The organism is Nostoc sp. PCC 9305 (assembly GCF_963920915.1).
GTDB lineage: Bacteria > Cyanobacteriota > Cyanobacteriia > Cyanobacteriales > Nostocaceae > Nostoc.
Genome location: NZ_CAWUDN010000022.1, coordinates 31,496 through 51,237, shown reverse-complemented (window position 1 = coordinate 51,237; position 19,742 = coordinate 31,496). Strand labels below are relative to the sequence as shown.

Below are 19,742 nucleotides of genomic sequence, written 5' to 3'. Positions count from 1 at the left end.
TTCAGGAGTCACAAAGGAACCCACGCACAACTTTTTACGCCGACCTACTTAAAATTATGTCTAATGACGCAATTATTCAATCTGAATTATTAGAACACAAAACTGATAAAGAGCAAAACATCTGTAAAATTCTCAGCGTACAAGAATTAAGTCTTCTAAACAATCGCTCCAATAGCAAAGGGCTAGTTCAACTGATTTTGCACCTTACAGTCATGGGTTGCAGTGGCTACCTATGGGCAACAAAGTTTGGTAATTGGTCGGTGGCTATACCAGCACTGGTAATTTACGGCTTCAGTCTGGCTGCGATGTTTGCACCAATGCATGAATGCGTTCACAGAACGGCTTTCGCTAACAATCGTTTGAATGATGCTGTAGCTTGGTTTTCCGGGTTGCTTTCATTTTACAACAGCACATTTTTTCGCCGCTATCATAAATGGCATCACCGTTACACTCGCGTTCCTGACAAAGATCCAGAATTGACCGATCCCAAACCGAGCAATCTGGGCAAATACTTGTTAATAATTAGCGGTTTACCGTGGTGGTGGGGTAAAATACGCGGGCATTTTCAAGTTGCGACTGGTCAATTTGACAATTTTCCATTTGTGCCAGAATCAGCACGAGCCGAAGTTATTCGTTCTACACGTTGGCAATTAAGTATTTATGCAGGTGCGATCGCTCTTTCAATTGTAGCTAATCAGCCTTGGTTTATCCTCTATTGGCTGCTTCCCTTACTTGTCGGTCAGCCGATTCTCCGGTTTATTCTGCTGGCAGAACATACAGGTTGTACTCTTGATGCAAATCTGCTCACCAATACCCGCACGACTCTCACACTCTGGCCTGTACGATTTTTTATGTGGAATATGCCATTTCATGCAGAGCATCATTTGTATGCATCAATTCCGTTCCACGCGCTACCAAAAGCACATCAGCAATTGAGCAAACACTTTACTCACATTGAACCTGGCTATCTAAAAGTCAATAGGGATATCATAACTAATTCGTAATTCGTAATTCGTAATTCGTAATTAGGACACACAGAAAATTGCTGGCGTTGGTGATAAAGAAACTTTACCATCCCTACTTACTCCCCATTCCCTTTAATTTTAATTTGCTCTAAACTCGACCTGAACGTATCTTTATCAGATCGTGAAGAATAATTAAGAAAAACGAGTATAGACAAACAGTGATAAAAATGCTAGCTGAAAACTTGATGGGAATTGAGACAAGCTTACAAATTAATTGGGTTTGGCTAAATGCCAGCTTACAGTTTGCTAGTTGGGCACTCTTCTCACTTTTACTTGCTGAGATATTGAGAGACAGCTATCATGCTTTGTGTCACCAAGTCAGTTGGCTTGCTAAATGGCACAACAAGCACCACATGGCCTATCGCCGCGATTTATCGATAGTTTCCCTGAAAATTTACCAAGAATCCCAACTCTATCACGACATTTTAGAGTCGAGTCTACTGCTGGTGGTATTGGTAGTCGTTGCCTTAATTGTCCAACAACTGGGGTTATGGCTGGGCGTAGCTTATGGTTGTACCTTTTTGTATGGCGCGTCTGTGCGATATTTTCAGGGAAAAATTGATACAGATTACAACCACTTACCCGGCCCTTTAGAGACAATTCCATCCATTTGGTGGGTGAATCGGTCTTACCATTGGCGACATCATTTTGATGATGTCAACGCTTATTACAGTGGTGTCTTTCCCCTAGTGGATAAAATTCTGGGCACAGGACTGTCTCTCAAAGGTAAAACAATCGCTTTAACCGGAGCATCAGGAGCGTTGGGGCAAGCGTTGGCGGCTGAACTTGTCAAGAATAATGCTAAAGTCGTGGCATTAACCACTAATCCAGAAAAATTAGTAGAGCAAGTTGGGGTAAAGGTGGTTTCCTGGCAGTTGAGTAACGAAGCTGAACTGAGAAATAGTTTAGAGAAAGTAGATATTTTAATTATCAATCACGGAATCAATGTCTACGCCAGCCGCACATCGGAAGCTATCAATTCCTCTTATGAAGTGAATACCTTTTCAGCATTGCGGTTGATAGATATATTTTTGACAACTGTAACAGGCCCACAAGCGAAAGCAACCAAGGAAATCTGGGTAAACACTTCTGAGGCTGAGGTTTCTCCAGCACTGAGTCCACTTTATGAACTTAGCAAAAGAGCGTTAGGAGATATTGTTACACTCAAGCGTTTGGATGGGGATTGTGTAATTCGCAAGTTAATTCTTGGCCCGTTTAAGAGTCAACTGAATCCTTATGGTGTGATGTCTGCACAGCAAGTTGCACGTGCGATCTTATTTTTGGCACGGCGCGACTTCCGAAATATTATTGTGGCAATAAATCCTCTTACCTATCTGCTGTTTCCCTTAAAGGAAACTAGTACGTCACTATACTATCGAGTTTTCAGCCGGACAGCAAAAAGGGAACAGGACTTACGCAAACAATAGTCGAAAAGAATGATTTTCAGGTAGTAGTTTGTCAAGTTTAAATTGATAGAGAAGTAAGTTTGTAGTAAGGACTTTAGTCCTTATTTTCTAAGCACTGAAGTGCTTACTACAAACCCTCAAAAGTGAAAGTGAGCGCCTTAGCCTTGAATAGTTTTGACAAGCAAGGGCGCAGGCGATCGCTAAATTGAAACAGAATTTGGATAAACTTGAGCAAGCGATCGTTTTTTAATAGCCATCATCCGAACTCCACCATTAGGAGCAAGGGTAAATCCACGTCGTTGCAGTTTAATAGGTTTATTTTCTACTAAGGTAAGTTGATAATTGGATAAAACTGTTGCGAGGACTAATTTGATTTCTAACTGAGCCAGGGCATATCCTAAACATCGCCGAATTCCACCACCAAAAGGAATAAATTCCCAAGGGGAATACTGGCGTTCTAAAAAACGTTCGGGATTAAATTGTTGAGGATTAGGATATAAGTCTTCCCGGTGATGCAGAAGGTAGATACTTGGCATTAAAGTTGTATCAGGAGGAAACTCATATCCTGCAATATTTATGGATGATTTAGTAATCCGTGGGAAAAGCACTGGCAGGACTGGATACATCCGCAGGGTTTCTTGGCAAACTGCGCTTAAGTAAGGAAGTTGGGCAATTTCCATCGGGTTCGGATTTTCTCCCAAGCTTTCGAGTTCCTGCTGCAATTTTAAGAGAACATCTGGATTTCGGTGAATTTGATAGAAAGCCCACGCTAGGGTTGTTGCAGTGGTTTCATGTCCAGCAAATAAAATTGTGATCAATTCATCTTTTAATTCATCGTCGGTCATTGCTTGCCCATTTTCATCCCGTGCTGCCATCATCAAGCTCAGAACGTCACCCTGGCTCTGATTGTTCTTTGTTCTTTTCTCTTCAATTTCTGCTTGAAGTAGCTCATAAATATGGCTTTGTTTACTCTTCATCTGCCCCCAAGGAGTCCATTTTCCCCAGTCTTGTTGTAAGAATGGCAAAAATAGCATACTGGAGCGCAAAGGAGAATCAGTCATATCCAACCAACTAGTAAGTAGAGGTAAAATTAGTTGATAGCGTTCCCCTTCACTTAAACCGAAGACAATTTGTAAAATGACTTCTAGACTAACTTTCTGCATGGCAGAACGAGCCACAAAAGGTTGATTGATTTGCCATTGACTGGCGATTTGCTCAGTAATTAAGCAGATTTGTTGAGCATAAGTCTGTAGTCTTTCTCCATGAAAGGGGGGCATTAATAATTTTCGTTCTCGTCGATGGCGGGCACCATCCATTAACATGAGAGAATTTCGCCCAATCAAAGGTTCTGCAATTTTATTACCACGACCAATATCAAATTTAGAATCTTGACTGAAAATTTCTTGAATGGCTTGGGGATGGCTAATAATTACATAAGAACCGAGTCCACTCAGTTGCATGGAAAAAATATCTCCATACTCTTGATTACACTTTTTCTGAAATCCAATCGGATCGGCAATCCATTCGATCAGTTGCCACCACGAAGGGCTAGTAATGCGATTCGGTAATTGACTCAGCATAATATTTACCTGTGATTCCACTTGATAATCTCAAACAAATACACCTATTATCCCTGAGCGAGCGTATTTAGAGACTGGCTCATGACTGCATTTATTAAGCTATCTAGCAAGCGATCGCGTGATAAAAATGTAAGTTCTTTTCCATACAACATTTCTTGTGAAATCACGTAAGATACCAGCGAACCAAAAAAAATATGAGCCATTGCTTCTGGGTCGTTGATTCCTAATTCTGGATGAGATGCAAAATACTGACTTAGCATTTGCCGACCGCGTAGCACAACGGTTTGAGTATAAAGTTTGGCTAGTTCTGGAAAGTTTTGTGACTCGGTGATAATCAAACGCAACAATGCCAAATAATCGGAATTATCAGCGACTTCGGTTAAATAAATTTCAGCAATTTGACGCAAAAAAATCGCAGGTTCATCATTTAATTTTTCTTTGCAAAAAATACTTTGAAAACAAGCGAGGGTCAACCGTTCTATCAACGCTTTAAATAGCCCTTCTTTATCTTGAAAGTGACTGTATATTGTTTGCTTAGATACTCCAGCCGCCGCGCTCACACGATCCATACTTGTTCTCGCGTAACCCTCCTTCAAAAATACCTGTATAGCTCCTTGCAAAATTTGCTCCTGTTTTGGAGCGATCGCAGGTAAAGGATTTTCTAGTTGGAAAGTAGGGTTTATAGGCATGAAGAGTAAATTTTTTTACGTAATATATTGTATTGTCATACTAGACAGTCTAGTATATGACACTGAATTCAAAATTTTCAATTTACAAAATATTTTTCAAAATCCAGGGTGATACCATGACTCAGACTATCCCAACATCCCCGGAAAATCTCAAAGATGCAGTATCAAAGCAGAAAAACCGCAAGAAACCGATCCTTTTAACGATCGGGGTGCTGTTAGTGGCTGGTGGCATTGGCTACGCGGTGTGGCGCTCTCAACCGCAAGTATCAGCAAATATACTGCAAGTTAGTGGACGGATTGAGGGTTATGAAACCGAGATTGGGATCAAGCGTTCTGGAAGAATTGAAACAATTGCCGTGCGGGAAGGGGCAGCAGTTAAAAAGGGGCAAGAGTTAATTAAGTTAGACGACACAGACGATCGATTGCTGCAACAACAATTGCTTGGTAGTCAAGCGAGAGTGACATCTGCTAGATATGATGAACAGCAAGCAGTTTCAGATGTAGAGCGAGTCAGTAGAGAAATTCAAGAAATTAACAGCCAAATTAACGAAGCTAAACTTAATTTGCAGCAGTCTCAAGGAGATACCCAAGGAAGAATTGAGCAAGCACAAGCAAATGTTGCAGCAGCCAAAGCCACATTAGTGCAAGCACAAGCGCAAGTTAAACAGGCAGCAGCAGAAGTTAATTTAGCAAAAATCAACCGCGATCGCTATGCCCAATTGGTAAAAGAAGGGGCGGTAAATCAACAACAATTCGATCAAGCCCAAACTACTCTAGATACTGCGATCGCAACCCTAGAAGCACGACAGGCAGCAGTTAATGCCGAACGCCAGCAATTACAGGCTACGTCAGGAGCGTTAACTCAAGTTAAAACTACAGGTTTCAATCCTGACATTCGCAACGCCCAGTTAACAGCATTAGTCAGAAAGCAGCAGCAAAGTTATGCTCAACTTAAATCTGCACAGGCAAAAGTCAACTCTGCCCGTGCCAAAGTCAAAGATGCCCAAGCATCAAATCAGCAAATTCTCACCCAGATTGCAGACTCCAAAAAAGATTTAAATGTAGTTAGTCCTTTAGATGGAGTAGTTACAGCCCGTAATGTCGAACCAGGTGCAATAGTTAGCAGTCAGACTAATATTTTGACAATTGTTGACCCCAAAACAGTGTATTTTAGAGGTTTTATTCCCGAAGGTGATATTGGCAGAGTGCGTCTAGGACAAACAACAAAAATCTTCATTGATTCTGCACCGGGGAAACCATTAGAAGGTAAAGTCATTGCGATCGATCCGCAAGCTTCATTTACACCAGAAAATATTTACTTTCAAAAAGATCGAGTCAGACAAGTAGTAGGAATTCGGATCAAAGTTCAAAATCCTGATAGCTGCTTTAACCCCGAAAAACCTTATAGTGAATCAGATTTACCCTGCGCCAAAATGGGGATGCCAGCAGATGCCGAAATTAGTTTGAAGGCAGGGGAGCAGGGGAGCAGAGGGGCAGGGGGGCAGGATAGCGCAGTGGTAGCGAGTCCGCGTACTCTTACAGAGAAGCAAGCTACGCGCAGCGTCTCGCAGGGAGCGGCGGCAGGAGGTAGAAGGGAATGAAACAGCAAATTACTACTTTCTCTCGAAACTTACCCTCATCATCTAATCTGCCAACCACAGCAATTGAAGTTCGCGATTTGCACAAGCACTATGGCAACTTAGCTGCTGTGCGAGGAATTGATTTGAGTATCCACAAAGGTGAAATGTTTGGATTAATTGGCCCTGATGGTGCGGGGAAAACTAGTACATTTCACATTTTGGGCGGTGTGATGGAAGCAACGGCGGGAGAGGTACAAATATTTAATCAACCTGCACGAGATGCCCGATTAATCACAGGTTATCTTACTCAACAGTTTTCGCTGTATTTGGATTTGAGTATTGATGAAAACTTGCGTTATGCAGCAGGGTTGCGGCAAGTAGCAGATAATTTGTTACAGAAACGCCGCGATAAATATTTAAAATTAATGAATTTAGAGCGATTTGGCGATCGCTTAGTGGGACAACTTTCTGGTGGGATGAAACAAAAACTGGCGCTGTGTTGTGCTTTGGTTTCGCAACCAGAGGTATTGTTACTAGATGAACCTACCACGGGTGTCGATCCAGTTTCCCGGCGGGAGTTTTGGGATGTGCTGGGGGAATTGTCAGCCGAGGGGATGACAATTGTAGTTGCGACACCATATTTAGACGAAGCTGAACGCTGTCACCGCGTGGCTTTGATGTACAGTGGGCAAATTCATGAAATTGGCACACCCAAAGAGTTACGGGCTAACTTAGGCTTGCATCGCTTGGAAGTGCGAACAGCCAACCTGGAAGCGGCAGAAGAAATACTTTCCCAAGCTACTCAGACAAATATAGTAGATGTGCAAACTTTTGGCGATCGCTTGGATGTCCTCGTTGAAGATATAAATTCTGGCGAAACCCAAGTCCGCGAACTTCTGCAACAACATCAGTTACCTTCTCCCAGTATCGAGTATGGCGAACCCACATTAGAAAATGTCTTTGTCACGCGGCTGCGCCAACAAGGTTCCGTGCCGCAGTTTTTTCCATTTCCTCGTTATCGGAAGAGGGGAGCAGGGGAGCAGGGGAGCAGAGGGGCAGAGGGAGTATTTAATACTCAGGACTCAGCTTTAGCCATATATGCTCGCAACCTCAGCCGTGTTTTTGGCAAGTTTCAAGCCGTTAAAGATGTCAACGTCGAAGTGCGTTACGGCGAAATCTTTGGGTTGTTAGGTGCTAATGGTGCTGGCAAAACCACCACAATTAAGATGCTGTGTGGATTACTAGAAGCAAGCGGTGGTGAAATTTCCTTGGGTGGTGAAACCGGAAATTTGCGGAGTGCAGACTTACGACGACGCATTGGTTATATGAGTCAAAAATTCACCCTTTACGACGATTTAACTATTCTGCAAAATCTCGAATTTTATAGCGGAGTTTACGGTGTACCTCGCAAACTTCGACGGGAAAAAATTGATTGGGTAATTGCTACCTGTGGCTTAGAAGGACAAGCAAATATGATTACTGGGCAGCTACCAGGTGGTTGGAAACAGCGAGTTGCTTTCGGTGCTTGCGTGATGCACGAACCAGATATTTTATTTTTAGACGAACCAACATCAGGAGTAGATCCGTTGGCGCGTCGCCAGTTTTGGAAGCTGATTAATGACTTTGCTCGCAACGGTACAGCTATTTTAGTGACAACGCACTATCTAGAAGAAACTGAACAGTGCAACCGCATGAGTTTTATGGTTGCAGGAGAAACCGTTGCCGAAGGTTCACCCAGTTCTGTCAAAGCATCGCAACCGGGACAACTAATAGAAATTATTGTTAATCAAAACCAAGTAGCTTCTAAAATACTAAAACAACACTTTGAGTCTTGGCGCGTCTCGATTTTCGCTGATAGTTTACACGTTGTTCTCGATCGTCCCGAACAGGAAATAAATCAACTAACTCAACTTTTAAAATCTCATCAAATTACCATCAATTCTTTACGTCCAATTCCTTTTTCTTTAGAAGATGCCTTTATTGGTATAGTACAGCGATCGCAAAAATAGAAAAGGAGTATGCAGCAAATTATTCTCCAAAAACCTCTGCGTTACTCTGCGCTAACCTCCGCGTTCCTACCCTTCGGGAACGCCAAGGGCGAATGCGTTTAAAAAAACTCTAATTTTTGCCAAAGCCGTACTTAATATATATGAAACGAATTATTGCTCAATGTGTAAAAGAAATAGCTCAATTTCGCCGCGATCGCCTGACGTTGGCACTAGCATTTTTATTACCATTCATCACTTTAATAATTTTTGGCTTTGCCATTAGATTAGAGAGTAAAGATATTCCCTTAATTGTGCAAGATTTCAACCGTACAAACCTAAGCAACAGCTATATTGAAAGACTCTATGCCACCAATCAATTTGTACCAAAACAATGGTCTGGTGGCAATCCCACACGGGATGCTATAGATAAGGGAATTGCCAAAGTCGCAGTAATTATTCCGCCAGAATTTAGCCGTGATATTCAAGCAAGTAGAAGTACAAATGTGCAAGTATTAATCGATGCTACTGATGTTAACAATGCCCGTGTAATTAGAAATAGTATTCAGAGAGTGACAAACTTTTTTATGCAAGAGCATGGGCTGCTACCTACTACTAATAGTATTACAGCACGAATGCGTCTATGGTTTAATCCTGGAAGATTAGAATCATTGTATATTGTGCCAGGAACTTACGGAGTTGTACTGTGGATTTTTCCTTCATTGCTCTCTGCGATCGCAATGGTACGAGAAAAGGAAAAAGGGACAATTTTACAGGTCTACGCTTCTAGTATTAGTGCCACTGAATTATTACTTGGGAAAGGATTAGCATACCTGTTAATTGCCATTGCCGAGGCATTATTAGTTATGGTATTAGGCTCAATTATTTTCCAAGTTGGCATAGTTGGCAACCCCATAACATTAGTAATTGGTACTTTACTATTTCTGACAGATAGCGTTTTTTTCGGATTGCTTTTAGGAGTCCGTAGTAGTAACCAAAATGCTGCTGTCCAAGGCGTTTCTCTTGTAGGTTTTATCACATCCTTATTACTCTCAGGTTTTATTTATCCCCTCAATAATATTCCTTTCCCTTTATCACTACTACCTAACATAATTCCGGCGCGTTATTACATCGATATCACTCGTGATGCCTTCGTGCGTGGTACAGGATTTGGCGGAGTTTGGTTTGATTTACTCATGCTTGCAGCTTTGGGATTAGTGTTTTTCAACGTATCACGCCGAGTTTTAAGCCGAATGCAATTATCAAATTAATCTCTCTGGCTTCTCTGCGGTTCAATAAAAAGGAATTTTATGAAACTTATTCAGCGATTATTTGATAGTCCATTTTGGGCATTAGTGCGGAAAGAGATTAATCAAATTCTCCGTAATAAACAGTTAATTGTTTTGTTAGTTGTCCCGCCAACAGTCCAATTATTACTGTATGGCTTCATCCTCAATCCCGACGTTCATAACTTACGATTAGGTGTCATTGACTATGCTAACGTCAGTGCTAGTCGGGAGTTAGTTTCAGCCATGACATCAAATCGAATTTTCACTTTAGAATCTGTACCAAGGAGTGAAAAAGCATTGAGTCGTCAGGTAGAAGAAGGAAAATTAGATGTCGGGGTAGTAATTCCTCCCGATTTTCCGCGTCAACTGGCACAAAAATCAGCAGAAATTCAAGTATTTATTGATGCTGTAAATGCCAATACAGCCGGGATTGCCGGAAATTATATGAATCAAATTATCCAGCAATATAATCTACAATTAACCCAAGGTAAAGTAAATCCCCCAGTTGCACCTGAAGTTGTATTTCTTTACAATCCTGGACTGACAAGTAGTTGGTTTTTTGTCCCAGGAGTGATGGGTTTAGTTTTAACATTAATTGGCACATTAGTATCAGCAATTACAGTTGTCCGAGAAAAAGATACCGGAACTTTAGAACAATTATTAATGACTCCGGCTGCTAACTGGCAAATATTACTATCAAAAATTGTCCCTTTAGCATTTTTATTAATGGGCGATGTTTTATTAGCTATTACTTTAGCAACAGTCATATTTCATGTACCATTTCGAGGTAATTTTCTGCTATTTTTGGCTCTATCAAGTATGTATGTATTTGTAGGCATTAGTTTGGGTATTCTGTTGGCAACTGTGAGTAATTCGCAACAACAGGTAGTTTTGACAGCTTTCTTTATTAATTTACCAATGGTACAAACTTCTGGAGCGATCGCACCCATTGAAGCCATGCCACCTTTGTTTCAAGCCTTATCTTTACTCAATCCCCTACGCCATTACATTGCGATCGTTCGAGGTATTTTGCTCAAAGGTGTTGGCTTAGATGTACTGTGGATGAATGTTTTGGCTTTAGTCGCTTTTGCTGTTGTGTTATTAACTATTAGCATTAGTAAGTTTCGCAGTCAATTAAGCTAAAAGACAGGCTAACTTGAAAATGGATTATATCATGTCCGGCTAATACTTATGATTCCCAAATCTATGCAGAAAGCCCAAAAACCGCTACCATCTGCACCTCTGTGGTCTTAATGATAAGTCTTTAGCTATAAGAATTCAGCACCCAGGTGGTCGCCGAGCATAGCCGAGGTGAGTCAGGAGCCAGAATTGATCGGGAATCTAGAATGATTGGTATATTTATTCATCAAATGTTCTCCTGATTCTTTAACTATTCTGAATTCTGAATTCTGAATTCTGACTCCTGAATTCTTACCTTTAACTGGACATGATATCACAGGTCATTTTTAGGAATTTCCTCACGAAATTCTATGACCAATTGCATAGTTTCCACTACCAAATCGCGTAAATCTCGATTGAGCGCTACAGAGCCTTGAGGCCCAAACCAACGGTCAAAAATAGTGACATATCGCTGATTCCCATTGACGAATCCTTGCATGAACTTAACCAGAGAATAGTTGACTGTATCCAAGAATTTAGAGTTATTTTCTGGCACCATGCAAGCGATACCTTCTCGTGAATAGGGGCGATCGGGTACGATCGCAAAAGCATCTGGATTTTTTTGCTGTTGCAGCCATCCCTCTAAAAGAATGCTATCGGATGAAAAAGCATCAATAGTATCTTGCTGCAAAGCTGTGTATCCCTCTGCCCTAGTTTTAAAATATACCAGTTTAGCTTTGGGTTGTACACGAGCGATCGCCTGCTCATTTGTGGTTCCTGCCAGCACACCAATTCGCTTACCAATAAGTGATTCAGGAGAACCTAGATTACTTCCTTTCTTAACTAATAATTGGGTTCCAGTCGCACCGTAGCTGACAGAAAAATCTACTTTTTTATCTCGCTTCCATGTAAAACTACTAGCATCACATACAATATCAACTTCTTGATTAACTATTTTAGGAATCCGCTCAGATGGGCTAAGACCAACTAATTGCAATTTAATTTTTTTTCCTGTTTCTTTTTCTAATTGCTCTTTAATCAAATTCAGCATGTCTACAGAATAGCCATTTAACTTTCCTTGACCATCCACATAGGCAAAAGGTAGCGCATCTCTACTAGTACCAGCTGTTAATACTCCTGTTCTGGCGACTTTTTTCATTACAGTCTCAGCAGCTACCACATTAGACATGAGCGTTGCAAACATGAGACTTAAAATAGGAATAGCAATTTTTTCATACATAAGCTTTAAGAGTAGGTGATTTTTTCAAAAATCAAATCTGATTTACAGCGTATTTCTGGTACAAGCGATCGCACTAGTACAGCTTGGCGTAAATAAACATACCATTTCAAACGGCGCAAGAGCTTGGAATATAATTCTTTTGACTTTTGTAGGCTCAGGCTGGAGAGTTTCACCATCTCCAAGACGCTACGCGACGATGGTGCAAAGCACCCGCCAAAGGCGATGTCTACGCAAAACTACATAATTCGGTAAAATTGGGTAAAGCAATTTTTGCGCTTGTTAAACAAAGAAAGGCATCAGCAAACCCATGCAACTGAAACTCAGTGCATCTCGACTTCCCTTCGCCCCCTTGTTGTTAATCGCCCCCTTTTTCCTATGGGGGACGGCAATGGTAGCCATGAAAGGAGTCATACCCCATACCACACCGCTATTCATGGCAGGTGTGCGTCTGATACCAGCAGGGATGTTAATTCTGATTGCAGCAGCATTCATGGGTAAACCCCAGCCGAAGGGTTGGGCTGCATGGCTGTGGATTACCTTATTTGCCCTAGTAGATGGGACGCTGTTTCAAGGTTTTTTAGCAGAGGGATTAGTCAGAACTAGTGCAGGGTTGGGGTCTGTGATGATTGACTCGCAACCTTTGGCTGTTGCCTTGCTGTCGTTGTGGCTATTCCAAGAACACATTGGTTTTTGGGGATGGCTGGGGCTAGGCTTGGGAGTCACAGGCATTAGTTTAATTGGCTTACCTGATGAGTGGATTTTACATTTTTCCGACTCAGGCGCAAATATGACAATCGGCAACTGGCAAGATTTGTTTGCTAGTGGCGAGTGGTTAATGCTGTTAGCAGCACTATCAATGGCAGTAGGAACAGTGTTGATTCGGTTTGTGTGCCGACATGCTGACCCTGTAAGCGCCACAGGATGGCACATGATTTTGGGCGGATTGCCACTATGGGGAGTTTCATCAGTTGTTGAATCCCAGCAGTGGGAAAATCTGGGAGGATCTGATTTCATGGCCTTGGGTTATGCTACCGTATTTGGCAGTGCGATCGCTTATGGGTTATTCTTCTACTTTGCTTCTAGTGGCAGTCTCACGAGTCTTAGTTCTCTCACCTTCCTAACACCCGTCTTTGCGCTACTATTCGGCAATCTCTTCCTCTCAGAAGTCCTCAGTCCGTTGCAGTGGGTAGGAGTATTTCTCACTTTAATTAGTATCTATCTCATTAACCAACGCGATACTTTAGGAGGACAAAACGACAAAGTTACTGTCGGCGAGATAGCTAATATACAGCAACCAGTTTTAGAAGCATCTGCTAAAAAATTGAACCCCATCAGCCTAGCAGTTAGAGAATCTAAACCAGAAATTTTACCCTAACTTGTTAAAATAATTCTTAATTAGTAATTAAGTAAGGGATGAGGGAGATAATCAATTAAAAATGACGCTCGCAGACTCGCTCTAAGCGAAGCCATGCCGTTGGCGCAGCCTCTCGTAGAGAAGGCTTTACGCTGCGCTAACAAAATTTAAAATTTAAAATTAAAGAACTTCTGCCTGGTTGTTGAGCGTAGTCGAAACACTGCCTCCTTTTCCCAATTCCCAATTCCCAATTAAAAATGACAGTTAACATTTGGTCGTTTAGAAGCTATTGTGGTATCGAAGATTTGAAAAGCACCTTCAGGCTGAAACTTGCAATATGAGGCTATGCCGTTCCTCAATTCTGATATTTACCTGTTTTTCTTGCGTGGGTTTGTACCCGAATCGCTCAAGCGCAGCGACACTTAACCTAGCACCTAAAATTCTAGAACTTGCACAAGCTAGTTCGACAGTTACTCCTAGTCTGGCTGTTTTGAGATATGGAAGTCGAAAATCAGATGTGCAGAGACTACAAACCCAATTAAAGCAGTTGGGGTACTACAGGGGCGTGGTAGATGGACAATATAACGCCAGTACGGAAATTGCTGTAGCTAAATTCCAGAAAGTAAAGGGTTTAAAATTAGATGGGATTGCTGGCCCGGCGACTCAGGAGAAACTGCAAGCAGCTGTAGCACCTAAAAAACAGTTTTTCACTTCTCCAATAGTTACTCCTCCAAAAGTTACCTCTTCAATAGTTACCTCTATTGCTCCGACTTCTGCAAATCCCCAAGCACCTGAGAGAGGTTTTGCCTGGTGGTTACTATTTACCATTGGAGTTCTAGGATGTACTGGCGCACTTTTTTATCTGCTGAGGTCGTTTCAGAAGGTAAAGCAAGTGCAAAACTCCGAAATATCAGAGCCTAAAAGTTTGAGTGAAGCTAACAAAGAACCGATTACACCACCTTTACTGGAGACTGTCACTATTCTCCAAACGCCTCCACCACCATTTTCCACACAATTACTGTTACCAGAAAAAACTTCCCGTCTTGCTAAACTCAATATCGTGGAGGAATTAATTCAAGATTTACGCAGTTCTGACCCAACCAAGCGGCGCAAGGCTATTTGGGATTTGGGTCAGCAGGGAGATTCGCGGGCAATTCAACATCTGGTTGACCTGATAATTGATGCTGATTCTCAAGAAAGGAGCTTAATTTTGGCAGCTTTGTCAGAAATTGGCATCCGCACACTCAAACCAATGAACCGTGCTTTAGCAATTTCAATTCAAGATGAAAGTCCACAAGTGCGGCAAAATGCGATCCGTGACCTGACGCGCGTTTATGACATGATGGGTCAAATGAGTCAGATGTTGCACCATGCGCTAGAAGACCCAGATCCCGATGTGCAAGCAACAGCACGATATGCTCTAACCCAGATGAATCGAATACGAATACGTGACTTGCCGGAGCAACAGAGTCTACAGGAAGATGCCGATCGTGATTGACAACCATAGACGATTGGTAGTGTACCCAATACTTCTCGCTTTGTGCATTTTTAATTAGGAATCAGGTTTTGGGAAAAGAGTACTGGGTTTGGGTTAAAGGTTTTTTCTTCCCCTTTTCCCCAAAACCCGATAAGTATTGGCAGTGTACCAAGCTGAATCTGTTGTCAGCTTAAAAGTATTTCAACTGGATTTGGATATTGGTATCTGGCCCTGCCACTAAAAATGCTGCTTCGCTAAATTTGGGCGCTCTTGTGCGAATTTCTGGGTTGCTGGAAAACCCAAAACCTTCGCTTGGTATACCAAAAATATTGCTATTGAGAGTGCGGTCATTATTTTGGTCGTGGAAGACAGCAACGGCGTAACTACCTGCTTTCAAGTTATCAAAGGTAATTGGTAAGGGATTTTCAGTAATCTTAGTACACTGCTTTTGTAAGACGCGATCGCGATCGCTAGGAAATCCTTCACTGCTAGCAAATATACTGGCACAGACTTGTCCTTTTTTATTCTTCAAGCCATCAATTTCCACGGTGAGTTTGCCGTTAAAATTTGCTTTGGCACTAAATGACCATGCTAAACTTCCCATCACTGCAAATAGCAGCATACTAACTCTTAAGCCTTTAAGCATAAAATTTTCACAAGGTAAAATGCGATCGCTAAATTATTGAAGGAGGCAGGAGGCCTCCTGCCTTTCTTGATAAAGCACTAATCAGACAAAAAGTAGGAGGTTCTATACCCCCTACTTTTCCCCGCTTGGATAGAGAATTTTGCGGAATCAGTTCAATCGACTAATGGTGTCTTGATAGCTGATATTTAAGAATATGCCAGAGGATGAACCAAAGAAATATTTCCCCTAAAGTCTCCCAATTGAGCCTTGTTCATCAGAAAATCCAGTTGCATCACCTTCTTTGAGAAATCCACTGTAGGCTTCCATACCGTGTTCGCCGATATCCAAACCTTCTAATTCCTCTTCTTTGGATACTCTAATACCTAAAGTCGCTTTTAGTGCCAACCAAAAAATACTACTGAGTAAAACAGTGAAGCCACCTACTGAGACAACGCCCAGCAACTGAACACCAAACTGTCCAAAGCCACCACCTGAAAATAAACCTTTTTCTGGGCCAAGTGTATACCAGGTAAAAACACCAGGGCCAACAGACCATAGACCAACTGCTAAGGTTCCCCAGATACCACAAACTAAGTGAACTGAGGTAGCTCCCACTGGGTCATCAATGCCAAGTTTGTCAAAGAATGTTACAGAAAAAACTACCAGTACTCCAGCGATGAAGCCAATTACTAAAGAACTAACGATACCTACGTAAGCACAAGATGCTGTAATCCCAACCAAGCCAGCCAAAATACCATTGATAATCATTGACAGGTCTGGTTTACCTAAGTACAACCAAGCTGTGATGGTGGCGGCAATTCCACCGGCAGCAGCAGCCATGTTAGTGGTTAGAGCAATATGACTGATCGCACCAGGATCGGCAGCCATTACAGAACCAGGGTTGAAACCAAACCAGCCCAACCACAGGATCAAACAGCCCAACGTAGCAATACTCATGTTGTGACCGGGCATTGCTACAACTTGCTTGTCTTGATATTTCCCAAGACGGGGGCCAAGAAATGCTGCTCCCATCAAAGCTGCCCAGCCACCTACAGAGTGAACCACCGTAGAACCGGCAAAATCCCAAAAGCCTCTATCTGCTAGCCAACCACCACCCCAAATCCAATGTCCGGTAATGGGATAGGCAATACCTACAAGTAAGAGGCTGAAAATTAGGAAGTCAGCAAACTTAATCCGTTCGGCTACTGCACCAGAAACGATTGTTGCAGCTGTTCCAGCAAACACTAGCTGGAATAAAAACTTGGCTGCTAAAGGTACACCAGCCCAATTAATGGCACTGAAGACACCTTTATAAGCGTCTGCTGTGGCGGGACTGTTATCTACTCCTTTTAAGAAAAACCCATTCAATCCAATGAAGTCATTGCCATCACCGAACATTAAGGCAAAACCGATTGACCAAAAGGCAACGGTAGACAGAGCAAATACAATCAAGTTTTTGGAAAGAACATTGACAGCGTTTTTCTGGCGACAGAAGCCAGTTTCTAACATCCCAAAACCAGCGTTCATGAAGAACACTAAAAAAGCAGCGATCGCTACCCATAGGGTGTCAATAGCGATTTTGAGTTCTGCTGTCGTTGGCGCTGCGGCTGGAGTTTGGGCAACTGCGGCATAACCCCAACCCAACACAATCAGACAAGCGATAGGTAAACAAGCTTGCCAACTAGGAGAAAGTCGCTTAATTAGATTAAATAGCTTGACTTTAGAGTTGGATTGTGGGTTGATAACGTAATTTCTTGCAGACGAATGCCTCTTTTTTGTTTTCGATTTTTGTTTGTACATGAATTTGAGCATCATCCTCTAAATCATCCTTAAAAAAAGGAAAAAACAGGTTAATCAGAAAAAACTGTTGTCCGAAGTTAGATCCCGTGGTTTTTGATATTTTTCCTTTAGACCACTTGTTTAAAAACCAGAAACTCAAATAACCTTAGTAGGAGTTTAAGAAACTATTGGCACATCTGTAAATATTTTTTATAGTTCTTCCTAAGAAATTTATGATGTATTTTCTAAAATAGTCAAGTCTTCTTCACTTAATCTTTAATCTTGGAAAAAAAATTGCCGATAAATTGCTCAAAATTGTCTTGAATAATGTCAATAAAAAATCCGGTAGAAAGTGGCAAAGAATTTGTGAAATATATATTGACTACCATAAAATGGCTTTTTTAAGCTAAAAGTGTGATTATTGGGTCTATTCACTATCGAGAACACCGACTTCTGGAGTATTAGTACGATTTTTGTCTTCTTCTGCAATCAATTGCCCGAGCGGATAAACATCAGGCCATACTGACACGCAGTTCTGCTTGACCTAAGAAGCCAACTGAGAGAGTACCCATCATGCCATTGATACCGTATACGGCAAATGCCCTCACGGGGTCATCAATGTGGAGTGACTCAATTAAATCCATTCCCAGAGTGACCAAAATTCCACCCGTTAACCCAATCAAAACTGAAGCCCAAGGTGCAGCGTAGGCACAAGGAGCTGTGATTGCCACTAATCCTGCGAGCGAACCATTGAGAGAATAAACTAAATTACATTTACCTGTGCGGGTATATTGAAAAATTATCGTTGATCTCGCTAAGTATTTTCCGATATTATAAAATCGTATAATTCTGGATGTTGTTAATTTTTTATACAAAGAGTTAATTCTTTATGACTTTAAAGGTATGGCATTTCATCACTACACTCAAAGTTTTGTATTAAAAGCAACGCAGATTTCCCACACTTGTCCTGAGATAGTAGCTTGGTCGAGCTATTTATACAAGATGCAGCGTTTTCCAACTACATGACTCACATCGAATTGTTACAACAAGGCTAACAAACCTAATTTCCTTAAAAAAACCGAGTTTACAGTACCTGTAATATGGGAGACTTGGCAATATTCCCTATCAATCAGATTTCAGATGAATAACACAATTTCGGATATTGCAATCAAGACCATCAACGGTGAAAATAAGCAATTCAACGACTACACCGATAAGGTACTCTTAATTGTAAATGTGGCTTCCTTCTGCGGTTATACTTCTCAATACGAGGGGTTAGAAAAGTTGAACCAAAAGTATGGAGAAGCAGGTTTACGTATTTTAGGGTTTCCTTGTAACGATTTTGGTGCGCAAGAACCAGGAAGCAATGAAGAAATTGTGCAATTCTGCACGAGTAAATATGGTGTTACCTTTGAACTATTTGATAAAGTTCATGCCAAAGGTTCACAGCAACATCCACTTTATGAGCGACTTACTAAAGCTGTTGAGCCAACGGGAGCTGTTGCTTGGAACTTTGAAAAATTTTTAGTTAATAAGCAAGGTGAAGTGGTCGCTCGATTTAATAGTAGTGTCCAGCCAAATTCACCAGAAATAATTGCCATAATTGAGAAAGAATTAGCGAAATAGTCATTAGGTAAAAAGTTCAGTACTATTAATGATTGACTGTTAGCTCTGGACTGTTAAAATTATTTACTTCCAGAGAATTAATTGAGAAAATCGTCTCAATGAGTAGTTTAATTTATTTGTGTCTAATTTGTCATGAACGTTGCAATCATTGGTTGTGGTTATGTTGGTTATAAAGTTGCTCAATATTGGCAGCAAGAGATGAATTTTGTTGTCAGTGTAACCACAACTTCGCCTGAGCGTGTCCCTGCCCTACAATCAGTATCTCAAAGAGTTGTAGTTACCTGTGGTAATGACATAGATGGTCTAAAATCAGTTTTGCATAATCAAGATGTTGTACTTTTGAGTGTTGGGCCAAAAAGTAGAGAACTTTATGAAGAAGCTTATCTACAAACTGCCCAAACTTTAGTTTCGTGCTTACAACAGATTAAGAGTGTAAAACAATTAATATACACAGGTAGTTATGCAGTATATGGTGACAGGAATGGTGTATGGGTAGATGAAGAAACACCGCTTGCACCTCCTAATTTAAATGCCCAAATTCTCCGAAAAACAGAAGAGGTGTTGCTATCAGCATCTAGCGAAAATCTCCGTGTTTGTATCTTCCGCTTAGGAGGGATTTATGGAACTGGTAGAGAACTGTTGAAAATATTTGGTAGATATTCTGGTACAACCCGTCCGGGCAATGGTGAAGATACCACAAATTGGGTTCATCTAGATGATATTGTTGGTGCGATAGAATTTGCCCGTCACCGTCGTTTGCAAGGAATTTACAATCTGGTAGATGATGCACATCTCACCAGCCGAGACTTGCTAAATAGCTTATTTGAAAAACATAATTTACCCAAAGTAGAATGGGATACATCTATTAAGAGTACTCGCCCATATAATGCTTGGGTATCGAATGAAAAGCTCAAAGAAGCTGGATACGAGTTGATTCATCCACAGATGATTTTTTAGCAAGTATTAAA

At 41.3% G+C, this 19,742-nt stretch carries 17 protein-coding genes; 10 read left to right on the top strand and 7 right to left on the bottom strand.

Annotated features, from left to right (window positions below; genetic code table 11):
- The first annotated feature begins 56 nt into the window (after window positions 1-56).
- A complete protein-coding gene (locus ACM0OX_RS10685) occupies window positions 57-1,004 on the top strand; it encodes a fatty acid desaturase family protein (RefSeq protein WP_414514856.1) in 948 nt (315 codons plus the stop codon).
- A gap of 188 nt (window positions 1,005-1,192) precedes the next feature.
- Window positions 1,193-2,452 (top strand): bifunctional sterol desaturase/short chain dehydrogenase, encoded by a 1,260-nt coding sequence (locus ACM0OX_RS10680; RefSeq protein ID WP_414514855.1) that lies wholly within the window; start codon window positions 1,193-1,195, stop codon window positions 2,450-2,452.
- 179 nt (window positions 2,453-2,631) lie between these two features.
- Here the strand turns inward: ACM0OX_RS10680 and ACM0OX_RS10675 are convergent, their stop codons facing one another.
- Both ACM0OX_RS10675 and ACM0OX_RS10670 read right to left on the bottom strand, forming a co-directional pair.
- Window positions 2,632-4,011 (bottom strand): cytochrome P450, encoded by a 1,380-nt coding sequence (locus ACM0OX_RS10675; RefSeq protein WP_414514854.1) that lies wholly within the window; start codon window positions 4,009-4,011, stop codon window positions 2,632-2,634.
- A gap of 47 nt (window positions 4,012-4,058) precedes the next feature.
- A complete protein-coding gene (locus ACM0OX_RS10670) occupies window positions 4,059-4,700 on the bottom strand; it encodes a TetR/AcrR family transcriptional regulator (protein ID WP_414514853.1) in 642 nt (213 codons plus the stop codon).
- Window positions 4,701-4,816: 116 nt separating this feature from the next.
- On the opposite strand from ACM0OX_RS10670, the gene ACM0OX_RS10665 reads away from it, so the two are divergent.
- The 4 genes from ACM0OX_RS10665 (at window position 4,817) to ACM0OX_RS10650 (ending at window position 10,697) form a co-directional block, all read left to right on the top strand.
- Window positions 4,817-6,301: an HlyD family secretion protein gene (locus tag ACM0OX_RS10665; protein ID WP_414514852.1), complete on the top strand. Its 1,485-nt coding sequence runs from the start codon at window positions 4,817-4,819 to the stop codon at window positions 6,299-6,301.
- Window positions 6,298-8,289, top strand: coding sequence for an ATP-binding cassette domain-containing protein (locus ACM0OX_RS10660; protein ID WP_414514851.1), 1,992 nt, complete (start codon window positions 6,298-6,300; stop codon window positions 8,287-8,289). Before ACM0OX_RS10665 ends, ACM0OX_RS10660 begins: the two co-directional genes overlap by 4 nt.
- A 140-nt stretch (window positions 8,290-8,429) precedes the next feature.
- Window positions 8,430-9,536 carry an ABC transporter permease gene (locus ACM0OX_RS10655; protein ID WP_414514850.1) on the top strand — a complete coding sequence of 369 codons (1,107 nt, stop codon included), beginning with the start codon at window positions 8,430-8,432 and terminating at the stop codon, window positions 9,534-9,536.
- Between the two features lie 39 nt (window positions 9,537-9,575).
- Window positions 9,576-10,697, top strand: a complete 1,122-nt coding sequence (locus tag ACM0OX_RS10650) for an ABC transporter permease (protein WP_414514849.1) — start codon at window positions 9,576-9,578, stop codon at window positions 10,695-10,697.
- 310 nt (window positions 10,698-11,007) lie between these two features.
- On the opposite strand, the gene ACM0OX_RS10645 is transcribed toward ACM0OX_RS10650, so the two are convergent.
- Together ACM0OX_RS10645 and ACM0OX_RS10640 are read right to left on the bottom strand one after the other, a co-directional pair.
- Window positions 11,008-11,913: an amino acid ABC transporter substrate-binding protein gene (locus ACM0OX_RS10645; RefSeq protein WP_414514848.1), complete on the bottom strand. Its 906-nt coding sequence runs from the start codon at window positions 11,911-11,913 to the stop codon at window positions 11,008-11,010.
- Between the two features lie 5 nt (window positions 11,914-11,918).
- The gene (locus ACM0OX_RS10640) at window positions 11,919-12,089 is read right to left on the bottom strand and encodes a hypothetical protein (RefSeq protein ID WP_414514847.1); all 171 of its coding nucleotides are present in this window, start codon (window positions 12,087-12,089) and stop codon (window positions 11,919-11,921) included.
- Between the two features lie 131 nt (window positions 12,090-12,220).
- On the opposite strand from ACM0OX_RS10640, the gene ACM0OX_RS10635 reads away from it, so the two are divergent.
- Window positions 12,221-13,288 carry a DMT family transporter gene (locus ACM0OX_RS10635; protein ID WP_414514846.1) on the top strand — a complete coding sequence of 356 codons (1,068 nt, stop codon included), beginning with the start codon at window positions 12,221-12,223 and terminating at the stop codon, window positions 13,286-13,288.
- A 316-nt stretch (window positions 13,289-13,604) separates the two neighbouring features.
- Window positions 13,605-14,765 (top strand): peptidoglycan-binding protein, encoded by a 1,161-nt coding sequence (locus tag ACM0OX_RS10630; RefSeq protein WP_414514845.1) that lies wholly within the window; start codon window positions 13,605-13,607, stop codon window positions 14,763-14,765.
- A gap of 169 nt (window positions 14,766-14,934) precedes the next feature.
- Here ACM0OX_RS10630 and ACM0OX_RS10625 read toward each other — a convergent pair whose 3' ends face one another.
- From ACM0OX_RS10625 to ACM0OX_RS10615, 3 genes are all read right to left on the bottom strand, one after another.
- Entirely contained in the window at window positions 14,935-15,390 is a 456-nt protein-coding gene (locus tag ACM0OX_RS10625) for a DUF2141 domain-containing protein (RefSeq protein ID WP_414514844.1), read from the bottom strand.
- Between the two features lie 225 nt (window positions 15,391-15,615).
- Window positions 15,616-17,169, bottom strand: coding sequence for an ammonium transporter (locus ACM0OX_RS10620; protein ID WP_414514843.1), 1,554 nt, complete (start codon window positions 17,167-17,169; stop codon window positions 15,616-15,618).
- A 491-nt stretch (window positions 17,170-17,660) separates the two neighbouring features.
- Window positions 17,661-18,023, bottom strand: a complete 363-nt coding sequence (locus tag ACM0OX_RS10615) for a hypothetical protein (RefSeq protein WP_414514842.1) — start codon at window positions 18,021-18,023, stop codon at window positions 17,661-17,663.
- Between the two features lie 265 nt (window positions 18,024-18,288).
- Here ACM0OX_RS10615 and ACM0OX_RS10610 point away from each other — a divergent pair, with 265 nt between their 5' ends.
- Together ACM0OX_RS10610 and ACM0OX_RS10605 are read left to right on the top strand one after the other, a co-directional pair.
- Window positions 18,289-18,774 (top strand): glutathione peroxidase, encoded by a 486-nt coding sequence (locus ACM0OX_RS10610; RefSeq protein ID WP_414514841.1) that lies wholly within the window; start codon window positions 18,289-18,291, stop codon window positions 18,772-18,774.
- A gap of 132 nt (window positions 18,775-18,906) precedes the next feature.
- The gene (locus ACM0OX_RS10605) at window positions 18,907-19,731 is read left to right on the top strand and encodes an SDR family oxidoreductase (RefSeq protein ID WP_414514840.1); all 825 of its coding nucleotides are present in this window, start codon (window positions 18,907-18,909) and stop codon (window positions 19,729-19,731) included.
- Window positions 19,732-19,742 lie beyond the last annotated feature (11 nt).